Origin of the sequence: Terrisporobacter hibernicus, from assembly GCF_020809405.1 — a bacterium.
GTDB lineage: Bacteria > Bacillota > Clostridia > Peptostreptococcales > Peptostreptococcaceae > Terrisporobacter > Terrisporobacter petrolearius.
Genome location: NZ_CP081135.1, coordinates 660,014 through 681,072, shown reverse-complemented (window position 1 = coordinate 681,072; position 21,059 = coordinate 660,014). Strand labels below are relative to the sequence as shown.

20 protein-coding genes and 1 other RNA gene are annotated in these 21,059 nt (G+C 28.3%); 20 read left to right on the top strand and 1 reads right to left on the bottom strand.

All coding sequences use genetic code 11. The annotated features are described in order from the left end of the window. The first annotated feature begins 112 nt into the window (after positions 1–112). The 18 genes from JW646_RS03325 to JW646_RS03240 all read left to right on the top strand — a co-directional run bounded on the left by JW646_RS03325 (position 113) and on the right by JW646_RS03240 (position 17,392). On the top strand, positions 113–1,870 hold the full coding sequence (locus tag JW646_RS03325; protein WP_228416603.1) for a cache domain-containing sensor histidine kinase: 1,758 nt from the start codon (positions 113–115) through the stop codon (positions 1,868–1,870). Then, entirely contained in the window at positions 1,864–2,616 is a 753-nt protein-coding gene (locus JW646_RS03320; protein WP_074918467.1) for a response regulator transcription factor, read from the top strand. Before JW646_RS03325 ends, JW646_RS03320 begins: the two co-directional genes overlap by 7 nt. 11 nt (positions 2,617–2,627) lie before the next feature. Beyond that, complete coding sequence (locus JW646_RS03315; RefSeq protein WP_206924679.1) at positions 2,628–3,686, top strand: BMP family ABC transporter substrate-binding protein; 1,059 nt, start codon at positions 2,628–2,630, stop codon at positions 3,684–3,686. A 220-nt stretch (positions 3,687–3,906) separates the two neighbouring features. After that, on the top strand, positions 3,907–5,208 hold the full coding sequence (locus JW646_RS03310) for a pyrimidine-nucleoside phosphorylase (protein WP_228416602.1): 1,302 nt from the start codon (positions 3,907–3,909) through the stop codon (positions 5,206–5,208). A 45-nt stretch (positions 5,209–5,253) separates the two neighbouring features. After that, on the top strand, positions 5,254–5,919 hold the full coding sequence (gene deoC / locus JW646_RS03305; RefSeq protein WP_206924681.1) for a deoxyribose-phosphate aldolase: 666 nt from the start codon (positions 5,254–5,256) through the stop codon (positions 5,917–5,919). Position 5,920: 1 nt separating this feature from the next. Next, complete coding sequence (locus JW646_RS03300) at positions 5,921–7,120, top strand: phosphopentomutase (protein WP_074918459.1); 1,200 nt, start codon at positions 5,921–5,923, stop codon at positions 7,118–7,120. A 16-nt stretch (positions 7,121–7,136) separates the two neighbouring features. Then, complete coding sequence (locus JW646_RS03295; protein WP_206924683.1) at positions 7,137–8,423, top strand: NupC/NupG family nucleoside CNT transporter; 1,287 nt, start codon at positions 7,137–7,139, stop codon at positions 8,421–8,423. A 114-nt stretch (positions 8,424–8,537) separates the two neighbouring features. Next, on the top strand, positions 8,538–9,359 hold the full coding sequence (locus JW646_RS03290) for a purine-nucleoside phosphorylase (RefSeq protein WP_228416601.1): 822 nt from the start codon (positions 8,538–8,540) through the stop codon (positions 9,357–9,359). 339 nt (positions 9,360–9,698) lie between these two features. Beyond that, complete coding sequence (locus tag JW646_RS03285; protein ID WP_228416600.1) at positions 9,699–10,595, top strand: 3'-5' exoribonuclease YhaM family protein; 897 nt, start codon at positions 9,699–9,701, stop codon at positions 10,593–10,595. A gap of 31 nt (positions 10,596–10,626) precedes the next feature. Then, the gene (locus JW646_RS03280; RefSeq protein ID WP_083399344.1) at positions 10,627–11,394 is read left to right on the top strand and encodes a TIM barrel protein; all 768 of its coding nucleotides are present in this window, start codon (positions 10,627–10,629) and stop codon (positions 11,392–11,394) included. A gap of 68 nt (positions 11,395–11,462) precedes the next feature. Beyond that, positions 11,463–12,131, top strand: coding sequence for a hypothetical protein (locus JW646_RS03275; RefSeq protein WP_228416599.1), 669 nt, complete (start codon positions 11,463–11,465; stop codon positions 12,129–12,131). A 15-nt stretch (positions 12,132–12,146) separates the two neighbouring features. Beyond that, a complete protein-coding gene (gene folE / locus JW646_RS03270; RefSeq protein ID WP_074918449.1) occupies positions 12,147–12,728 on the top strand; it encodes a GTP cyclohydrolase I FolE in 582 nt (193 codons plus the stop codon). An 18-nt stretch (positions 12,729–12,746) separates the two neighbouring features. Next, positions 12,747–13,538, top strand: a complete 792-nt coding sequence (gene folP, locus JW646_RS03265) for a dihydropteroate synthase (RefSeq protein ID WP_148557912.1) — start codon at positions 12,747–12,749, stop codon at positions 13,536–13,538. A gap of 2 nt (positions 13,539–13,540) precedes the next feature. Then, positions 13,541–13,906: a dihydroneopterin aldolase gene (folB, locus tag JW646_RS03260; RefSeq protein WP_074918445.1), complete on the top strand. Its 366-nt coding sequence runs from the start codon at positions 13,541–13,543 to the stop codon at positions 13,904–13,906. Beyond that, the gene (gene folK / locus JW646_RS03255) at positions 13,899–14,393 is read left to right on the top strand and encodes a 2-amino-4-hydroxy-6-hydroxymethyldihydropteridine diphosphokinase (RefSeq protein WP_074918443.1); all 495 of its coding nucleotides are present in this window, start codon (positions 13,899–13,901) and stop codon (positions 14,391–14,393) included. The genes folB and folK overlap by 8 nt, the downstream gene beginning before the upstream one ends. A gap of 131 nt (positions 14,394–14,524) precedes the next feature. Next, positions 14,525–15,853 carry an MATE family efflux transporter gene (locus JW646_RS03250; protein WP_228416598.1) on the top strand — a complete coding sequence of 443 codons (1,329 nt, stop codon included), beginning with the start codon at positions 14,525–14,527 and terminating at the stop codon, positions 15,851–15,853. A gap of 24 nt (positions 15,854–15,877) precedes the next feature. Then, entirely contained in the window at positions 15,878–16,171 is a 294-nt protein-coding gene (locus JW646_RS03245; protein WP_074918440.1) for a metal-sensing transcriptional repressor, read from the top strand. Between the two features lie 459 nt (positions 16,172–16,630). Then, complete coding sequence (locus JW646_RS03240; RefSeq protein WP_228416597.1) at positions 16,631–17,392, top strand: SH3 domain-containing protein; 762 nt, start codon at positions 16,631–16,633, stop codon at positions 17,390–17,392. Between the two features lie 30 nt (positions 17,393–17,422). On the opposite strand, the gene brnQ is transcribed toward JW646_RS03240, so the two are convergent. Further along, positions 17,423–18,715 carry a branched-chain amino acid transport system II carrier protein gene (brnQ, locus tag JW646_RS03235; protein WP_228416596.1) on the bottom strand — a complete coding sequence of 431 codons (1,293 nt, stop codon included), beginning with the start codon at positions 18,713–18,715 and terminating at the stop codon, positions 17,423–17,425. A 490-nt stretch (positions 18,716–19,205) separates the two neighbouring features. Between brnQ and JW646_RS03230 the strand changes: the two genes are divergently transcribed. Together JW646_RS03230 and rnpB are read left to right on the top strand one after the other, a co-directional pair. Beyond that, complete coding sequence (locus tag JW646_RS03230) at positions 19,206–20,414, top strand: NupC/NupG family nucleoside CNT transporter (protein ID WP_228416595.1); 1,209 nt, start codon at positions 19,206–19,208, stop codon at positions 20,412–20,414. A 166-nt stretch (positions 20,415–20,580) separates the two neighbouring features. Further along, an RNA gene (gene rnpB / locus JW646_RS03225) (RNase P RNA component class A) lies at positions 20,581–20,924 on the top strand. Positions 20,925–21,059 lie beyond the last annotated feature (135 nt).

The following is a 21,059-nucleotide window of genomic DNA, read 5'->3' as shown; positions in this document are numbered from 1 at the left end:
AGAGAGAGATCAATTATAAAATAATATACAATATAAAATATAATTGATTAAAAAAAAGATATAGTTTAAACTTAATTACTATAACAAGAAATTTTTAAGGATGTTAAAGTAAATGGGAAATATTTTCAAAATGAGAAAAAGTATTACGTTAAAATTATTTTTGCTTCTATTCATGCTTATATTATTAATATCATTTGCTATTTCTTTTTGGGAAGTGAAAAATACTAATAAAATAGTTGATAAAGAAATGAAAGTAATGAGGGAACAAGTTTTAGATGAAGTAGCAAATAATATATCTATTTTGTTATCTAATGTTGAAATCATGGGAGATAATATTGTAGTGGATAGTAATTTGATGGAAATGTTGGCGACTTCATATAAAGATATTTCTTCTAATAAGAATCTGGAAAAAAATATGAATTCTTATGTGGAAGGATTATTAAATGATGTAGTGTGGGAGTATGGAAGATATAATATGAAGCCAGAGCTATATATTGTAGGTAATAATGGATATACATACAGCACATACTCAAAAAATAAATATTATTTAAAAAATATAAAAGAGGAACCATGGTATGAAGAAATTGTAAAGGCAGATGGGGATACTGTTTTAATTAATACATATAAAGACGAAAATGGTATTGGACCTTATAAAAATATTTTTAAAATGGGAAGGTTAATTAAGGATATTATAACTAATGAAACTCTCGGAATTTTAATAATGGATATAAGTGAAACTATGCTGTATGACAGATATTCAAAAATAATAGACTCAGGTTCTGACATTTATATAACAGATTCAAGTGGAAAAATTATATCAAGTAAAGATAAAAGAGACATTGGTAAAAACTATGAAATTATATCAAATAATAATGGGGATATTGAGGGGTATATGAAAAGTAACACCAAAATTATTTCTAAAATTGAAGCGTATAATTGGAAAATAATACAAGATATCCCAAGTGATATTAGTATGAAAATATCAAACCAAATTGTATCCATAACAACTATTATAATAATATTAGTAAGTTTTATAGCTTTGATAATAACATATAAACTTTCAAAGTGGATTACAAAGCCTATTATACAAACAAAAGATAAAATGCAAGAAGTAACTGGTGGAAATTTGAAGTCACATATTATTGTTAATAGAGATGATGAAATAGGAGACTTGCAAGAATCATTTAATAGTATGGTAAATCAACTTAGTGCATCTATAGAGAATATAAAAGAGTCCGAAAAACAAAAGCGAGTAGCGGAGCTAAGTTTTTTACAAGCTCAAATAAATCCACATTTTTTATACAATACCTTAAGTGGAATTAGATTCTTAATATCTATGGAAAAAAACGAAGAAGCTGAAGAAATGCTGTATAGATTTACAAAGTTGCTTAGATCCATATTACCAAAAGCAAGTGAAATGATTACTTTAAGCGAAGAAATCGAAAATATAAAAAACTATGGTGAATTACAACAAATGAGATATCCAAATTCTTTTACAATCGAATATGATATTGATGAAAAAATATTAGATTTTAAAGTTCCTTCGTTTGTATTACAGCCCATATTAGAAAATGCAATATTATATAGTATGGAAAAGGAAAATAATTTTGGAAATATAAAAATTACTGCTTTTGAGAAAGATGAATATATTAAAATAATAATTGAAGACAACGGAATAGGCATGTCAAAAGATAAATTGAAGAATGTATTGAATAAAGGTGCAAGTATAAATTCTATTGGTGTTACTAATGTACATGAAAGAATCCAATTAAATTACGGAGTAAGATATGGATTAAAAATAGAGAGTATAGAAGGTAAAGGCACGAAAGTTATATTTATGTTACCAAATTTAAGGGAGGATATATGCTAAATATTTTAGTAGTTGAAGATGAAGCGCCAATAAGAGATTGGATAGTATATAATATTTCAAAAATTTCAGATGATTATAAAGTATTAGGCAGTGCCAACAATGGAAAAGAAGGATTTGAATTGGCTAAAAGCTTAAGTCCAGAAGTAATAATAAGTGATATAAAAATGCCATTGATGGATGGAATTGAGCTTACAAAAAAGATAAAAGAAATAATGCCAAATATTTACGTAGTATTATTAAGTAATTATGCAGAATTTGATTATGCAAAGCAGGCTATAAGTTATGGTGTATTTGAATATTTAATTAAATCAGATATAAGACCGGTAGAATTAAAAGAAGTATTTTCTAAAATTGAAGAGGATATGATTGCTAAAAAAGAACTAATTATTAACAAGGAAAATGAAAGTAAAGAAGTGAATAAGGATGAAAATAAGTATTCTAAATCAATAACAATGGCACTTAAATATATTGATTCTAATTATAAAGAACCTATTTGTCTAGCAGATATATCTAAAAATGTATTTTTATCACATGAATATTTTTCAAGATTATTCAAAGAAGAAGTGGGAGAAAATTTTTCTACATACCTTACAAACTATAGATTAAATAAAGCAGAGTATCTTTTGAAAAATAGTGATATGAAGGTGGGAGAAATAGCCTTGGAGGTTGGATATCAAAATCCAAGCTATTTTTCTAAGACATATAAAAAATATAAAGGCATATCTCCTGATGATGATAGGTATTAAGGTGAGTATAAATGAATAAAACTCATATTAAAACAATTCTAATATTATTTATAGTAATGTTATTTATGTTTTTTTTAGTAGATAGTAATAAAAAAAATTTACTTTATAATGAAGAAGAGAAAAAAATATTTAAGATAGCTATTATATTTAATCAAACAGGACTTGGGGACAAGTCTTTTAATGATTTATGTTACGAAGGTATGTTACAAGCTCAAGAAAAGTTAGGAATAGAATTTGATTATATACATGTGAAAAATAATGAGGATTATGATGACGCATATTTAAATTATGCAAAAGATGATACATATGATTTGATAATAGGATTAGGAGAAGAACAAGAAGATTCTATTAAAAAAATAGCAAAAGAATATCCAAAACAAAGATTTACTGTTATAGACTCTAAATTAAGTTTGCCTAATGTTAGCTCAATATACACAAAATGGAATGAGCAAACATTTTTAAATGGTGTTTTAGCGGGATTATGTACAACTGAAGCAAAACAAGAAAATGATAGCGTAGGTGTGATTTTAGGAAAAAACTTAAGTTATTTGGAAGAAGGTGCTATTGGATTTGAAGCTGGAGTGAAATATATTAACCCTAATATAAATGTTATAAAGGCCACTGTAGGTGATTTTGATAATCCAGCAAAAGCAAAAGAAATTGGTCTTTTAATGTATAAAAAAGGTGTGAATTATATTCAGCAATTGGCAGGTCAATCGGGATTTGGAGTATTTGCTGCAGCGAAAGAAATGAATAAATATGTTTTTGGTGTGGATGCTAATCAAAACATATACGAGCCAGATTATATAGTTTCAACAGCAACTAGGTATGCCGATATGATCATATACAATGAGATTGAGTCTTTAGTAAATGATAAGTGGGTGGCAGGCACAAAAGAGTTAGGGTTAGTAGATGATGTTATAGGATATGAAAGAGAAGGTTCTAATGTTAAAATTACTTCTAACATAATTAAAAAAGTAGAAGAAATAAAAAAACTAATTATTAATGGGAAAATTATAATACCATCTACCCAAGATGAACTAGATGTATACTTAAATAATAAAAAATAACTCACATTTATGGTGGGTTATTTTTTATTGCGTGTCAATATTTTTATAAAATGTCAAAAATATTGCATATTAGTGTTCGTTTAGAAATGTATCGATGAAAATACATCAATATTGTTATAACAAACCTCAATATAATTTATGTAAAGAAAATGTTTTCCTTTGTATAATAAAATATAGAAAATGTAGTGAGATAATTTTAACACATAAGGGGGAAAAACCAATGAGAATGTACGATATTATATCTAAAAAAAGAGACAAAGAAGAATTAAGTAAAGAAGAAATAGAATTTTTTGTAGAAAAATATACAAATGGTGAAATACCAGATTATCAAACATCTGCATTATTAATGGCAATATATATAAATGGATTTACTAAAGAAGAAACTGCAAATTTAACTATGGCAATGGTTAATTCAGGAGATGTAGTTGATTTAAGTATGATAGATGGAATAAAACTTGATAAGCATAGTACTGGCGGAGTTGGAGATAAAACATCTTTAATATTAGTACCTATGGTTGCAGCAGCGGGAGGAAAAGTTGCTAAATTATCAGGAAGAGGACTTGGGCATACAGGAGGAACATTAGACAAATTAGAATCAATACCAGGCTTTGATATATCTGTGGAAGAAGATAAATTTAAAGAAATGGTACAAAATGCAGGGCTTGTTATTGCAGGACAAACACAAAACTTAGTACCAGCAGATAAAAAAATATATGCACTTAGAGATGTAACTGCAACTGTGGACAGTATACCTTTAATAGCGGCAAGTATAATGAGTAAAAAAATAGCTTCAGGATCTGATGCCATATTACTAGATGTTAAATATGGTGAAGGTGCATTTATGAAAACAGCTGAAAATGCTGAAGAATTAGCAAAAGCTATGGTTAGTATAGGGAAAAGTTTAGGAAGAAATACTTCAGCTGCAATAACTTTAAATGGAGAGCCTTTAGGATATGCAATAGGTAATGCTCTTGAATTAAAAGAAGTTATAGAAATATTAAAAGGAAAAGGACCAGAAGATTTAAGAGAATTAGTTCTTCAATTAGGATCAAGAATGTTAATGCTTGGTGAATTAGTTGAAACTATGGAAGAAGGAAGAATCAAATTAGAAAAATGCTTAGAAGATGGAAGTGCACTAGCTAAATTAAGAGAATTAGCAGTACTTCAAGGAGGAGATCCATCTGTAATAGATAATTCAGAGTTATTTACAATAGCACCTCTAACTCATGAAGTTAAAGCCACTAAAGAAGGATATGTATATGCATTAAATGCTGAGAAAGTAGGAATATCTTCATTATTAACAGGAGCTGGAAGACATACTAAAGAAGATGACTTAGATTATGGAGCAGGAATCATATTAGAAAAGAAAATGGGAGATTATGTGAAGGTAGGAGATGTATTAGCAACTCTTTACTCATCAGATGAATCTAAGTTTGAAAAAGCAGAAGAAGAGTTATTAAGTGCTTATACTATAGCAGATGAAAAAGCTGAAAAAGCTCCAATAATTCATAAAATGATATAGAAATTAAAAGCTTGAAAATAAACAGTATTTAATAGGAGAGAGACAATGGATAATAAAACTATTTTAAAAACAGTAGATCATACTTTGTTAAAGCAAACATCAACTTGGGAAGATATAAAAACAATATGTGATGATGCTATGAAATACGAAGTAGCATCAGTATGTATACCACCTTCTTTCGTAAAAAAAGCAAAGGAATATGTGGGAGATAAAATGCAAGTTTGTACAGTAATAGGATTCCCAAATGGATATAATACAACGGATGTAAAAGTATATGAAACAAAAGATGCTATATCTAAAGGAGCAGACGAAATAGATATGGTGATAAATCTAGGAATGGTAAAAGAAAATAGATTTGATGAAATAGAAGAAGAGATAAAAGCAATAAAAGAAGCATGTGGTGAGAAAATATTAAAAGTAATAATAGAAACTTGTCTTTTAACTGAAGAAGAAAAAGTTGCTATGTGTAAATGTGTAACAAATGCAAAAGCTGATTATATAAAAACTTCAACTGGATTTAGCAGTGGAGGAGCTACAGCACAAGATTTAAAACTATTCGCTGACAATGTTGGAAAAGATGTACTTATAAAAGCTGCAGGTGGAATATCTGATTTAGAAACTGCTTCTCAGTTTATAGAAATCGGAGCTACAAGACTTGGGACAAGCAGAATAATAAAATTAATAAATAATGAAGAATGTTCAGGGTATTAATATGAAAAAATTTAAAAGAGTATTTTTAACAGTATTAGACTCTGTAGGCATAGGTGCTTTAAATGATGCAAAAGAGTATGGGGACGAAGGTGCCAATACTCTTTGCAATATAGCTAAAGCAACAGGAGGATTAAATCTTCCAAACATGCAAAAAATGGGTCTTGGAAATATTCAAAAAATAGATGGTGTAAAATCTGTAGAAAATCAAACAGCTTATAGTACAAAATGTGGCGAATTATCTAAAGGAAAAGATACAATAACAGGACATTGGGAAATGGCAGGAATACTTATAAAAGAACCATTTAGAGTATTTACAGATACAGGATTTCCAAAGGAGTTAATAGATGAACTTGAAGAGAAAAGTGGTCATAAATTTATAGGAAATATTTCAGCCTCAGGAACAGAAATAATAAAAAATTTAGGTGAAGAACATATACAAAGCAAAGCATTAATTTTATATACTTCAGCAGATAGTGTATTACAAATTGCAGCAAATGAAGAAATTATACCTTTACAAGAACTTTATAGAGTTTGTGAAATAGCTAGAGAAATCACTCTACAAGAAGAATACAAGGTTGGTAGAATTATAGCTAGGCCTTTTGTAGGAACAAATAAAGAAAACTTCAAACGTACAGCAAATAGAAAAGATTATGCCTTGAGACCACCTAAAAACACAATATTAGATGTTCTTAAAGAAAAAGATTTAGATGTGGTTGGTATAGGAAAAATAGGAGATATCTACTCTTATCAGGGTATAACTAAAAGCATAAAAAGTAAAAGCAATGAAGATGGAATAAATGAGCTTATAAATATAGCGAAAGAAAATTTATATGAAGGACTAGTATTTTTAAATTTAGTAGATTTTGATGCACTATTTGGTCATAGAAGAGATCCTATAGGATACAAAAATGCTTTAGAGTCTTTTGATAAAAAGCTTGGAGAATTAATAAAAGAAATGAATGATGATGACTTGTTAATTATCACAGCAGACCATGGAAATGATCCAACGTTTAAAGGAACTGATCATACGAGAGAATATGTTCCAGTTTTAATTTACAATAAAAATTTAGAAAACCCTATTAAATTAAATGAATTAAAATCTATGGCAGATATAGGAATGACTATCTTGAATAATTTTAATGATGACAACAAAGAATATGATTTTGAAATAGGAAAATCATTCTTAGAATTAATAAAATAAAAAATGGGAGAATAAGATGACGATATTAATTAATATTATAGGAATAATGGTAGTAATATGTGGGCTATATTTATTTTCGTCCAATAAGAAAAATATAGATAAAAAGATGATATTAAAAGCTCTTGTATTGCAATTTATATTAACTTTTTTATTAGTAAAGTTCCCTCTGGGTAGAATAGGTATTCAAAAAGTATCTGATGTTGTTACTAATGTATTAAGTTATGGTAGAGAAGGCTTAAACTTTGTATTTGGATCATTATCTAATTCAAATGCTCCTACAGGAATGATATTTGGAATATCAGTTCTTGGAAATATTATATTTATTTCTGCTTTAGTTGCAGCGCTATACTATTTAGGAATTATAGGTGCTGTTGTTAAAGTAATAGGTGGAGCAATAGGTAAAGTACTTGGAACTAGCAAGGTTGAAAGTTTTGTTGCTGTTGCAAATATGTTTCTAGGACAAACTGAATCACCAATTCTTGTATCAAAATATTTGCCTGGAATGAGCGAAAGTGAAATAATGCTTGTATTAATATCTGGTATGGGAAGTATGTCAGCTACTGTTCTTATGGGATATGCAGGAATGGGTATACCAATGGAATACTTATTAATAGGTGGAGCATTGGTTCCTCTTGGAAGTATTATAGTTTCTAAAATACTTCTACCAGAAAATAAAAAAGAAGAATTAGCCAATATAAAGGAAGATATTACTAATGTCGATGACACTCTTATAGAGGCTGAAATTGCAGAACCTATAGCAACAGAAATAGTTTGTGATGAAGTCACAATAGATAATAAAGGTGATAATGCCAATTTAATATCAGCTATTTCCCAAGGTGCTAACGATGGACTTAATATGGCTCTTGGTATAGGGGCATCCCTTATTGCCATTATATCTTTAGTTGCTCTTGTTAATGGAGCCTTAGGAGCAGTAGGCCTTTCTCTAGAAAAAATTCTATCTTATGTATTTTATCCTCTTGGGTTCTTAATGGGATTAGATAAGGCAGAAATATTTACTGCATCTCAGTTACTTGGAAGTAAATTAGTATTAAATGAGTTCGTTGCATTTGGCCAATTAGGACAAATAATAAATGGATTAGATTATAGAGCTGGTCTTATGATGACAATATCTTTATGTGGATTTGCCAACATATCTTCAATGGGTATATGTATATCAGGAATATCAGTATTTTGTCCAGAAAAAAGAAATCAACTTGCAAAACTTGCCTTTAGAGGAATGATAGGTGGTTTCTTAGTAAGTTTATTAAGTGCTTTAATAGTTGGAGCAGTAGTTGCTATATAAATTATATATAAAAACTTTATTTGGAAATAGATTGAAAGAAAAAAAGAAAATGGGTAAAATAGATTTATAATAAAAAATTATTATTAATTTAATAAAGACATATGAGGTGAAACAATGAAAGATTTATATACTAAAATAAAAGAATCAGTAGATTATATAAATTCAAAAACAGAAATAAAACCAAATATAGGATTAATATTAGGATCAGGTCTTGGAGTATTAGCTGATGAAATAGAAAATCCTATAAAAATAAAATACGATGAAATACCAAACTTCCCTGTATCAACAGTAGAAGGTCATGCAGGACAATTAGTTATAGGTAATTTACAAGGAAAAACTGTTGTAGCAATGCAAGGAAGATTCCACTACTATGAAGGATACTCAATGGAAATGATAACTTTCCCAGTAAGAGTAATGAAAGAATTAGGTGTGGAAACTATATTTGTAACTAATGCAGCAGGTGGTGCTAATAAAGATTTTAAACCAGGAGACTTAATGATAATACAAGATCATATAAACTTATCTGGAAACAATCCTTTAATAGGACCTAATGATAATAGAATAGGGACAAGATTCCCAGATATGTCATCTGCATATACAAAAGAATATGTTGAACTAGCTAAAAAATGTGCAGATAAGTTAAATATAAAAGTTCAAGAAGGTGTGTATGCATTTTTCTCAGGCCCAACTTATGAAACTCCAGCAGAGGTAAGAATGGCAAGAGTTTTAGGAGCGGATGCAGTTGGTATGTCAACAGCTCCAGAAGTTATAGTTGCATCACACAGTAAACTTAAAGTTGTGGGAATTTCTTGTATAACAAATATGGCTGCAGGAATACTTGACCAACCTTTAAATCATGAAGAAGTAATAGAAACTACTCAAAAAGTTCAAGGAGAATTCTTAGCATTAGTTAAAACTATAGTTAGTGAATTATAATAGTTTAAAAATAGACATGCAAATTGCATGTCTATTTTTACTAATATATTTACGTGAAGTTATGATAAATTTATATGACTTATGATATTTTTTATTTTTGCATTAAAATTAAGTTAGTGGTTAATATAATAATAGTTGATTAAATATCAACAAAATCTCAAACTAACTAGGTAAAAGCTAGCATTGTCTAACCTTTTGATAGTATTAAAAAGTTTGAGAAACATAAGTCAAAAGCTTAGGCTATCACCTATGTCTTTTGCGAAAAGCTCTAGATTAGATAGTTTATATTTCAATCTAGAGCTTTTTTAATGACTAACTTTATAATTAAGGAGAAATATTATGGCAGAAAAAAAATTATATCTTAAAGATTTAAAAGATGGAAGTGTGAAAATTTCTCTTATGGTAAATAAAAAATTATATAAAGATGGAAATAAGATGCTTTATTTATTAAGTGATAAAAGTGGATATATAAATGCAAAAATTCCTGTAAAAGTAAAACTAGAACCAGGTGAAGTTATTGAAATTGAAGGTGTTAAAAATTATATATTAGATGTTTTTCAAGTTAAAATAATAGAAGAATATAATGTTGATGATTATCTTGCAACTGTAAGTAGAAATATAGATGAAATTATGGAAGATATTGAAGCCATAAGTAGAGAATGTATAATATCACCACAAGGCAAAATACTAGATGATTATTTTTTTAAAGATGAGAAATTTTTAGAAAAATTTAAACGAGGAATAGGTGGAGTTAGCATGCATCATAACTATATTGGAGGTTTGGCTGAGCATACTTTAGGCGTAATGTATTTGACAAAAACATTATGTGATATATATGATTGTAGAAGAAGAGAAATTGCAGTTTTAAGTGCTAAACTTCATGATATAGGGAAAATATACGAAATGGATTATAGTGGTCCTTTTAAATATACTTTAGAAGGAGAATTAGAAGGTCATATTGTTATTGGAGTGCAAATGATTGATAGGGCAATTATAGAATTGAATATTCCTTTTGGTGAAGATTTTATAACAAGAATAAAGGGATGCATTACTCAGCATCATGGTAAGCTGGAATACGGATCCCCTAAAAAAGCTAATATGGAAGAATCAATAATATTAAATTTTGCTGATACGGTTGATGCTTCTTTAAACAAAATAAACAAAATAAAAGAAGAAACAAAAGAAGATACTTGGTCTATTTATGACAAAAAGATGGAAACTAAGCTTTACTTATAATTACATGAACATAAAATAAGGGGATAAAATGATGGATGGTAAAAATATAAGGGTAGGCATATCTTCATTAATATTTAATATAAATGAAGCTTTAGAAATATGTAATAAAAATAAAGAAATAAACCATATAGAGATAGGTATTGATAACCTTTATGATTGTGAAGAGCTTATAAAATATGATAATGATATAAAAAAACTTGATTTAAGTGTGGGGATTCATTTACCCATGGAGCTTAATCCTTGTGAAGATATTATGTTTATTAAGGAAAAGTGGATAGAGTATATTAACATACTAAATGAGAAATTGAAGTTTTTAAATGTATCATATTTTAATATGCATTTAGGCTATGCTATGACAACTAGGTTAAGTAAAAACAAAGAAAAATACTTAAACAATATAGTAGATTTTTTTGATAAATTATTATTAGAAAAGGATAATCTACATATTACAATAGAAAACACTTATACAAAAAGAGGAGATTTTTCTAATTTGGGAAGTCATGTAGAAGATTTTAAGTATATATTTGAACATAATAAATTCATAAGTTTTTGCTTTGACAGTGGGCACAATTTAATTTGTAAAAGTAACTATAACTTATTAAAAAATAAAACAAAAGTAATCCATCTTAATGATAATTATGGAACTGAAGATGAACATTTAGGTATATTGAAAGGAAATTTAAGTGAAGGCGAATTAAAAAATATTTTATCGTTAAAACCAGAATTTGTAGTACTTGAGATGGATTTTAATTATATAGAAGAATCATTAGATATTTTAAAACAACAAAATGTTTTTTAATGGAAAAATAGCTTATATTATTGACAAAAACATAACGAATATGTACTCTTACTCCTAGGAGGGAGTTTATGAACAACGATATTTATAGTACTTTTGAAAAAGTAATAGAAAATTTAAAGAAAGATAAAAATGTTAAGTCTATTATTCATGTAGGCTCTAGTAAAGAAAAAATTTATGAACAAAATCCTAAAGTAAATGATGTAGACTTATTTATTATTATAAAAAATCAAGAAAAAAATCAAATTAGAAAAATTGAAAAGATTGATGAAATAGAATTTGATTTTAATTACATTTCTATAAAAGGTTGTTATGACTTTATAGAAAGTAAAACATATTTTTTTCTAAACATAAAAGATGGGAAATTATTATATGATGAAAATGATTTTGGAAAAGGAATTTTGTCATTATGTGAAGAAAAATATAATGAAGGGCCAAATAAATTATCAAAAGAAGAAAAAAGACTTCATGCTAGTCAATTATTATCAGATATATCAAGACTGAAATGTGAAGAAGAGTATGAAGAATTTGAATATGATTTTCTCATTTATATGTACTTAAATAAAATCATAAAAATGTATTATATTATTAATGATATTTGGTTACCAAAAGATAAAAAGTTACTAAAATCTTTAAAGGTTCAAGATCCTATATTATATAAAATAATATGTAATGTTTGTGGACCTGATAAATATAAAAAAATGATAAAAGTAACAGACTATATTTTAAAAAACTTATAATTTTGGAGGTAAGCAATGGGGGAAAGAAGAACAGTTGATAAACCTGCTATAGAAAAGGCAGTTAGAGAGATATTAATAGCAATAGGAGAAGACCCAGATAGAGAAGGATTAATAGGCACGCCAGATAGAGTAGCAAGAATGTATGAAGAAATATTTAGCGGACTTCATGAAGACCCTAGAGAACATCTAAAGGTTTTGTTTAAAAATGAAAACCATGAAGAAATGGTAGTAGTAAAAGACATACCGTTTTATTCTAGTTGTGAACATCATTTAGTTCCTTTTTTTGGTAAAGCTCATGTGGTATATATACCAAAGGATGGAAAACTTACAGGGCTTTCTAAATTAGCAAGAGTTATAGAAACCTTTGCAAGGAGACCTCAGCTACAAGAAAGAATCACAAAGGAAACTGCCAATATTATTATGGAGGAATTAGAACCATATGGAGTAATGGTTGTAGTTGAAGCTGAGCACATGTGTATGACAATGCGTGGTGTTAAAAAGCCAGGAAGTAAAACAATAACATCAGCTGTTAGAGGGATTTTTGAGAAAGATGCTTTAGCAAGAAGCGAGGCTATGAGTTTAATTAAATTTGATTAATATATGAGGAGAAATCTGATGTTTGAATATGGTAAAAAAACTTACATAATGGGAATCTTAAATGTTACTCCAGATAGTTTTTCAGATGGAGGTAACTACACAAGTGTGGAAATAGCAGTTAAACATGCTAAAGAAATGATTGAAGAGGGAGCAGATATAATAGATGTTGGAGGAGAGTCTACTAGACCAGGTCATAAATTTGTTTCAGTTGAAGAAGAAATAGAAAGAATAGTTCCTGTAATAAAAACACTTAAAAATAGTATTAATGTGCCCATATCTATAGACACATATAAATCACAAGTGGCTGAAGAAGCATTAAAGTTGGGAGTTTATATGGTTAATGATGTTTGGGGATTAACTTATGATGAAAATATGGCTAATATTATAGGGAAATATGATGCTTCTGTTTGCATTATGCACAATCAAGAAGGAACAGACTATGATAAAGATATAATGGAAAGTATAAAAGAATTTTTGAATTGTAGCATAGACAAAGCTTTAAAAGCGGGAGTGAAAAAAGAAAAAATAGTTTTAGATCCAGGAATAGGATTTGGAAAAACTTTCGAACAAAATTTAGAAGTATTAAAAAGGTTAAATGAACTTAAAACCCTAGGATATCCAATTTTACTTGGAACATCAAGAAAATCTGTTTTAGGAAATATAGTTGGTGGAGAACCTAGAGAAAGAGTTGAAGCCACTGTAGCAACAACAGTTTGTGGAATAAGAGATGGTGTTGAAATAGTTAGAGTTCATGATGTAAAAGAAAATTTACAAGCTGCAAAAATTGCAGATAAAATATATAGAGGTTAATTATGGATAAGATAATTTTAAGCAATTTAGGTTTTTACGGTTATCATGGAGTTTTAGAAGCAGAGAAAGTATTGGGACAAAAGTTTTTTATAGATGTTGAGCTTTTTCTTAGTACAAAGGAAGCTGGCAAAAGTGATGATTTAACAAAATCTGTTAGTTATGCAGATATATATGAAATAATAAAAGATATAACAGAAAATAAAAGATTTGATTTAATAGAAGCTTTGGCAGAGGCCATTGCAGGGGAGGTTTTAGAAAGCTACGCTATGATTAAATCTATTATGGTGAGAGTGAAAAAACCAGAAGCGCCTGTAAATGGTATTTTTGATTATTTTGCTGTGGAAATTAGGAGAGATAAAGATGAATAGAGCTTACTTAGGTCTAGGAACTAATATGGGACATAGAGAAGAATATTTAAGACAAGCTTGTAAAACTCTTCAGGAACATGGAAATATTAATATTTTAAAAATATCAAAAACCTATGAAACAAAGGCATGGGGATATACAGAGCAAGAGGATTTTTTAAATATATGTATGGAGATAGAAACTTCATTATCTTCTATAGAACTATTAGAAGTTTGCCATGCAATAGAAGAGATGCTAAATAGAAAAAGAGTAATAAAATGGGGACCAAGAACTATTGATGTGGATATTTTGTTTTTTAACAATATAATAAGTGATGATGAAAAGTTGACTTTACCACACCCGAGAATTAAAGAAAGAGCTTTTGTATTAATTCCTCTTATGGATTTAAACAAAGGATTGATTATTGATAATAAACCAATATCATATTATATTTCTAAATTAAGTAAAGAAGAAATAGACGAAGTTAGAGAAGTTAGCGTAAACATTTAAGTATTTTTAATTAATAAAAAGAAGGCTAATTTGCATATTTAGTGTAAATTAGACCTTCTTTTTTATTGTCAACGATTTAAGTAAGTGCTATAATTTCTATAACCCCCTAGGGGGGATATGGGAGGGATATTATGAACTATTTACTTAAAAATAAAAATAACATAATAACTATTATTACCTTAGCCATTCCTGTAATTATAGAGAATATACTTCAAACTCTACTTGGAACTGTAGATACTTATTTTGCTGGACAAATCAATGATAATGCTATTGCAGCTATAGGTGTAACTAACTTAATTATGAATGTATTTATTGTATTTTTTACAGCTATTAGCATAGGAACAAGTGCCGTTGTTGCAAGAAATTTTGGAAAAGGAGAAATGGATAAGGTTAAAGAAGCTACGGAACAATCAATTTTTTTAGGAATTGTAATTAGTTTAGTTGTAGGAATAATTAATATATTATTTTATGGGCAGATTTTAAACGTGTGTGGAGCAACTAATGAGGTTTTAGACTTTACTATACCGTACTATTTAGTTGTTGCTGTTCCAATTATATTTTTGTGTTTATCATTGATTTTATCTAGTTGTTTGAGATCAACAAAGGATACAAAAACGCCTATGATTGCCACTGCTTTCGCTAATATATTAAATATAGTATTAAATATACTTTTTATAAAAATGAATATGGGGATTATAGGATTAGCTTTAGCAACGACTATATCTAGGTGTATAAATGTAACTATATTATTAATTAAGCTTAAAACGTCCAATATTTATGTGAGAATTAATAAAGAAGCTATTAAAGAGGGAAAGGATACTTTAAAAGCTATAATTAAAATTGGCGCACCTGCAGGAATAGAAAAGTTAATAATGAGATTGGGTCAATTAGTTTATAATAGTATGATTATTTCTATTGGAGTTTCAGCTTATGTTGCTCATAATATTGCAGGGAATATTGAAAGTTACACTTATATTCCAGCTCTAGGATTCGGTGTGGCAACAGCAACTCTTGTTGGTATTAGCTTAGGAGAGGGAGATAGTGAAAAATCAAGAGAAATAGTATATTTAGCTGATATAATAACTACTGCTTGTATGGTATTGATAGGTATACTTTTATTTATATTTGCTCCACAAATAGTAAAAATATTTACAAATACTGATCAGGTACAAATTATGGTAATTAATGTGCTTAGATTAATTGCACTTTTTCAATGCTTTATTGCTATAACACAAATCTTTACTAGTGCACTACAAGGAGCAGGAGATACTAAATTTCCTATGTATACCACGTTAGTTGGAATTTGGGGTGTAAGAGTTGGTATAGGATATTTTTTAGGAATAATAATGAATTTGGGGTTATTTGGTGTATGGATAGCATATGCTATTGACATTACTGTAAGATCATTCATACTTATTATAAGATTTAATCATGGAAAATGGAAAAGTATAGCTATATAATTAAGAAGAAGGGAGATTAATAACATGGAAAATAATAAAGAACATAACCACAATCATTCTCACAAAAATACAAAAGCAGTAATCAATAGACTTTCTAGAGCTATTGGACATTTGGAGTCTGTAAAAAGAATGGTAGAAGATGGACGAGATTGTAGTGAAGTTTTAATACAAGTTTCAGCTGTAAAATCTTCTATTAATAATATAGGGAAAATAATTTTACAAGATCATATAGAACACTGTATTGTAGATGCGCTAGAAACTGGAGATGAGAAAGTGCTTCAAGACTTAAATAGTGCAATAGATAAATTTATTAAGTAAAAATAGTATATATTAAAAATGTTTTAGAGGTGTAGGTTTGGGTATATATACTATTGACTTACTATTTAATAATACTTTTAAAGTTAATATGCAATTATGAAGTTTTTGACTTGTAGGGTAAAATAGTCATGTGTAAATTTAATTAATGTAATATATAGGAAAAAGAGAGGAGTAAAATCCTCTCTTTTTTTATTAAAAAACAAATAAAGTTAAAAAAATAAAATATTTTTTCTAACTAAAATAATTTGAGACTAACACAACTGAAACTGTTGAAAATGCTTATGTGATTTTATATAGAATAATTAAGAAAATAAAGAAGTTTGTTACCTGTTTGTAACTTTTACACAAAAAAACCTTTTAAAAGTTACAAAAATGTAATAAAATAGATTCATGGAATTGCAAAATTCGACAATAACGAAAGCGATTAAATTAAAATAAAACAATAACGGGGGAAGACTTATGATAAAAAAAACAATAAGAACTATAACATTAACAGTGGCTATGATGTTAACTGTATCAGCTTTTGCACCAATAAGTAAGGCAGATGCAGCAAATGTTACAGGAACAGTTACAGTAACTTCATTAAACGTTAGAAGTGGAGCTTCTACATCATACTCAGTATTAGGAAAGATTAGCAAAGGCGAAAAAGTAGAAATATTATCATCAAAGGATGGATGGTATAAAATAGAATATGGCGACAACAAAACTGGATGGTCATGTGATGACTATATATCAAAAAATACTACTTCAGGAACAGTAATAACAACTTCATTAAATGTGAGAAGTGGTGCGTCAACATCATATTCAATAATAGGAAAACTTGGTAAAGATGAAAAAGTAGAAATTTTATCAACAAATAATGGATGGCATGAAATTCAGTACTCACAAAATAATACAGGATGGGTAAGTACTGACTATATTACTACAACATCAGATAATGCATCAAAAGATGTAGAAAAGACTTTAAATGTTAAGGCTTATGCGTATACTGGAGACGGAATAACAGCTACAGGTACAGTTCCAAAATACGGGACTATAGCAGTAGATCCAAGTGTAATACCATATGGAACAAAGGTTTATATAAAAGAGCTAGATAAAGTATTTACTGCAGAGGACTGTGGTGGAGCAATAAAAGGAAATACAATAGATATATTTATGCCAACAGAAAAAAATTGTAATGACTGGGGTATAAAAAATATAACTATAGAAATATTAAAATAAAAAAATGGCCAACTATATGTTGGCCATTTTTTATGCACTAATTTTATTTAAATCATTTTTAGTTGTTTTATTTTTTATTATAAATTTCCCTATAAGGCCTCCTATTATAGCAGGTACTACCCAGTTAAATCCTATGGAGTCTAAAGGCAATTTATGTACAAAGTTTATATTTATACCTAAACTATCAATGACATTTAATATACTTATTAATAAAGTTATATAAGCTGAACATTTAAAAACTGCTGATTTAGAAAAACATTTGTTAAACGTACTCATAACTACCAATAATAAAGATACAGGATAAATAATAGTTAAAATTGGAGCTGCTATAGCTATTATTTTATCTACACCTAGGTTAGAAGCTATAGAACTAAAGATACAAATAAAAGTAACTAAATGAGAGTATTTTAATTTTTTATTAGTTACATCTTCAAAATATTTAGCAGTAACAGAGGTTAATCCTATAGATGTAGTAAGACATGCAAATGCAACAATTATACCAAGTAATACAATTCCACTTTTACCTAGTAAAGTATGAGTTATATTTACAAGTAAAGCAGTTTGAGAAATAGATGCATCGTATACTGTTGAAACTGTTGCTCCTAAGTATGCTAATCCACCATATACAATAACTAGTCCACATCCAGCAATGATTGCAGATTTTAAAGTCATAGATATATTTTCTTTTTTATCAATATATCCTTTACTTATAAAAGAAGTTAATATTAAAGTTGTAACTCCTCCTATACCTAAAGCGTCCATAGTTTGGTATCCTTGGCTAATTCCATTTACAAATAAGTTATTGTCAGTATTTATATTCAGTTGACCAATAGGAGACATAATTCCCTTTGTTATTAAAAATCCTAAAGCAATTAAAAGAACTGGAGTTAAAAATTTGCCTATTATATCCATAACTTTTGTTGGTCTTATTGTTAATATAAACGTCAATCCAAAAAATAAAACAGAAAAAATTACTGAATTAATAGAAGAAGTAAGTGGTAATATACTCATTTCAAATGTTGTAGCTGCTGTTCTTGGTATAACTAGTATAGGACCAAGACAAAGCATCATTATAACTTCTAGAGCAACTCCAAATTTTTTCCCTGCCTTTCCAACAACACTTTGGAAAGAACCAGATTTAGCCACAGCGTTGATTGATAACAAAATTATTCCCACATCAGCTAATACAAACCCTAAAAAACTTATTATCCAATTACTGCCTGAAGTCATACCTATGAAAGGAGGGAATATTAAGTTTCCTGCTCCAAAGAACATAGAAAAAAGGGCAAAACCAATTATTATTATATCTTTATTTTTATTCATTTTTCACACCTCAAATTTAAATTTTAATATATAAAAAGCCACATAGCATACACTATGTGGCTTTAGGCCTAGGATTAATAAAAGCCACATAGTGATTATCCATGTGGCTTTGCATAACAAATTAATTCTAGCCATCATAGATACAAATTTTTTAGATTTGTACCTATGATGATTTTATATATCTCATAAATACAAATCTATCTAAAATAGCTAAAATAATATAAATTAAATTGTGTTTTTTTAGTTAGACTCATATTTTTCATTTTTTTCTCCTTTAAGTTATGTTAATTTTGTTTTATGAAGTAATGATACAAAATTTACTGAAAATTGTCAACATATAAATTTTATTACTTTCCATAAAACTGTTGTAGAAAAATGTAGAAAATTGTATAAAAATATTGAAAAGATACATAGGTACAGTATATAATGATTGAAGTGTTAATATATATAAATAAATTGATACAAAAAATATGGAAGATGGGTTGATAAAATGACAATATTATTAAACATAATAGGTATAATTCTTTTGCTAGGTATATTATATTTCTTCTCTTCAAATAAAAAGTTGATAGACAAGAAGATGATATTAAAAGCATTAGTGTTACAATTTGTATTAGCATTTTTGCTAGTTAAATTTCCTTTAGGACAAGTAGTAATTGAAAAGGTATCAGATGTAGTAACTAATATATTAGGTTATGGAAGAGAAGGTCTTGAGTTTATATTTGGATCTTTAGCTGATGGTGGAGCACCAACAGGATTTATATTTGGAATACAAACATTAGGAAACATAATTTTTATCTCAGCTTTAGTTTCAGCATTATACTATTTAGGAGTTATAGGAGCTGTTGTTAAAGTTATAGGTGGTATAATAGGTAAAATACTTGGAACTTCAAAAGTAGAGAGTTTTGTTGCTACTGCAAATATGTTCCTTGGACAAACTGAATCACCAATATTAGTAAGTAAATACTTAAAAAATATGACTGAAAGTGAAATAATGCTTGTTTTAGTTTCAGGAATGGGTAGTATGTCAGCTACAGTACTTATGGGATATTCAGGTATGGGTATACCAATGAAATATTTATTGATAGGTGGAGCTTTAGTTCCTCTAGGTAGTATAATAGTTTCAAAACTTATGTTACCAGAAGATAAAGAATTAAAAATGGATGAAGCTGAAGAAATAAAAATTGATAATAAAGGTGATAACCCTAATTTAATTTCAGCAATATCTCAAGGAGCAAATGATGGACTTAATATGGTTCTTGGTATAGGAGCATCTCTTATAGCAATACTATCTTTAGTTGCGCTTGTTAATGGTATCCTTGGAATATTTGGACTATCTTTAGAACAAATATTTGCTGTATTATTTGCACCACTAGGATATTTAATGGGACTTGATATGAATAATGCTCAGCTTGCAGGTCAATTACTTGGAAGTAAATTAGTATTAAATGAATTTGTTGCCTTTGGTCAATTGGGAGAAGTTATAAAAACTCTTGATCCAAGAACAGCTTTAGTTCTTTCTGTTTCATTATGTGGATTTGCTAATGTTGGTTCTATAGGTATATGTATATCTGGAATATCTGTATTTTGTCCTGAAAAAAGAAATCAATTAGCAAAGCTAGCGTTCAGAGGAATGATAGGTGGTTTTACAGTAAGTGTACTTAGTGCATTAATAGTTGGATTAATAGCAGCAATATAGTTTGTATTAAAAGGAGTCTTTAAGACTTCTTTTTTTTACAATAATACATTTTTTATTTTAATTTTAAATAATATTTAAATAATATTTAAGAAAAATAAGTTATTTTAGTATTTGGAATATAATGGTTTTGACAAAAATAATTTTATATGGTAATATAAATGAATATTAAGTAAGTCAGATAATCGCAGGTAGCATTTGCTACGTGAGGAAAGTCGGAGCTCCATAGAGCAGGGTGCTAGGTAACGCCTAGTGGGAGTGATCCTAAGGAAAGTGCAACAGAAAATTACCGCCAAGATTTTCTTGGTAAGGATGAAAAGGCGAGGTAAGAGCTCACCGTTTCTCAGGTGACTGAGAAAGCCGTGTAAACCCCACCTGGAGCAAGACCAAAAGAGGACCAAAAGAGTGTTGCTCGCACTCTCCGGTAGGTAGGTCGCTTGAGCATATTGGTGACAATATGCCTAGATAGATGATTATCAAATACAGAACTCCGCTTATAGATTTGCTTGATTATAAGAATCCTAGAAGGGTTCTTTTTTTATACATTTTTTTATACATATAATTAATTATTATAACAAAGATAATATATTATATTGAAGTTAGGAAAAAATATTAGAAATATTGGTTTTTTTGGTAAATTATGTTAAA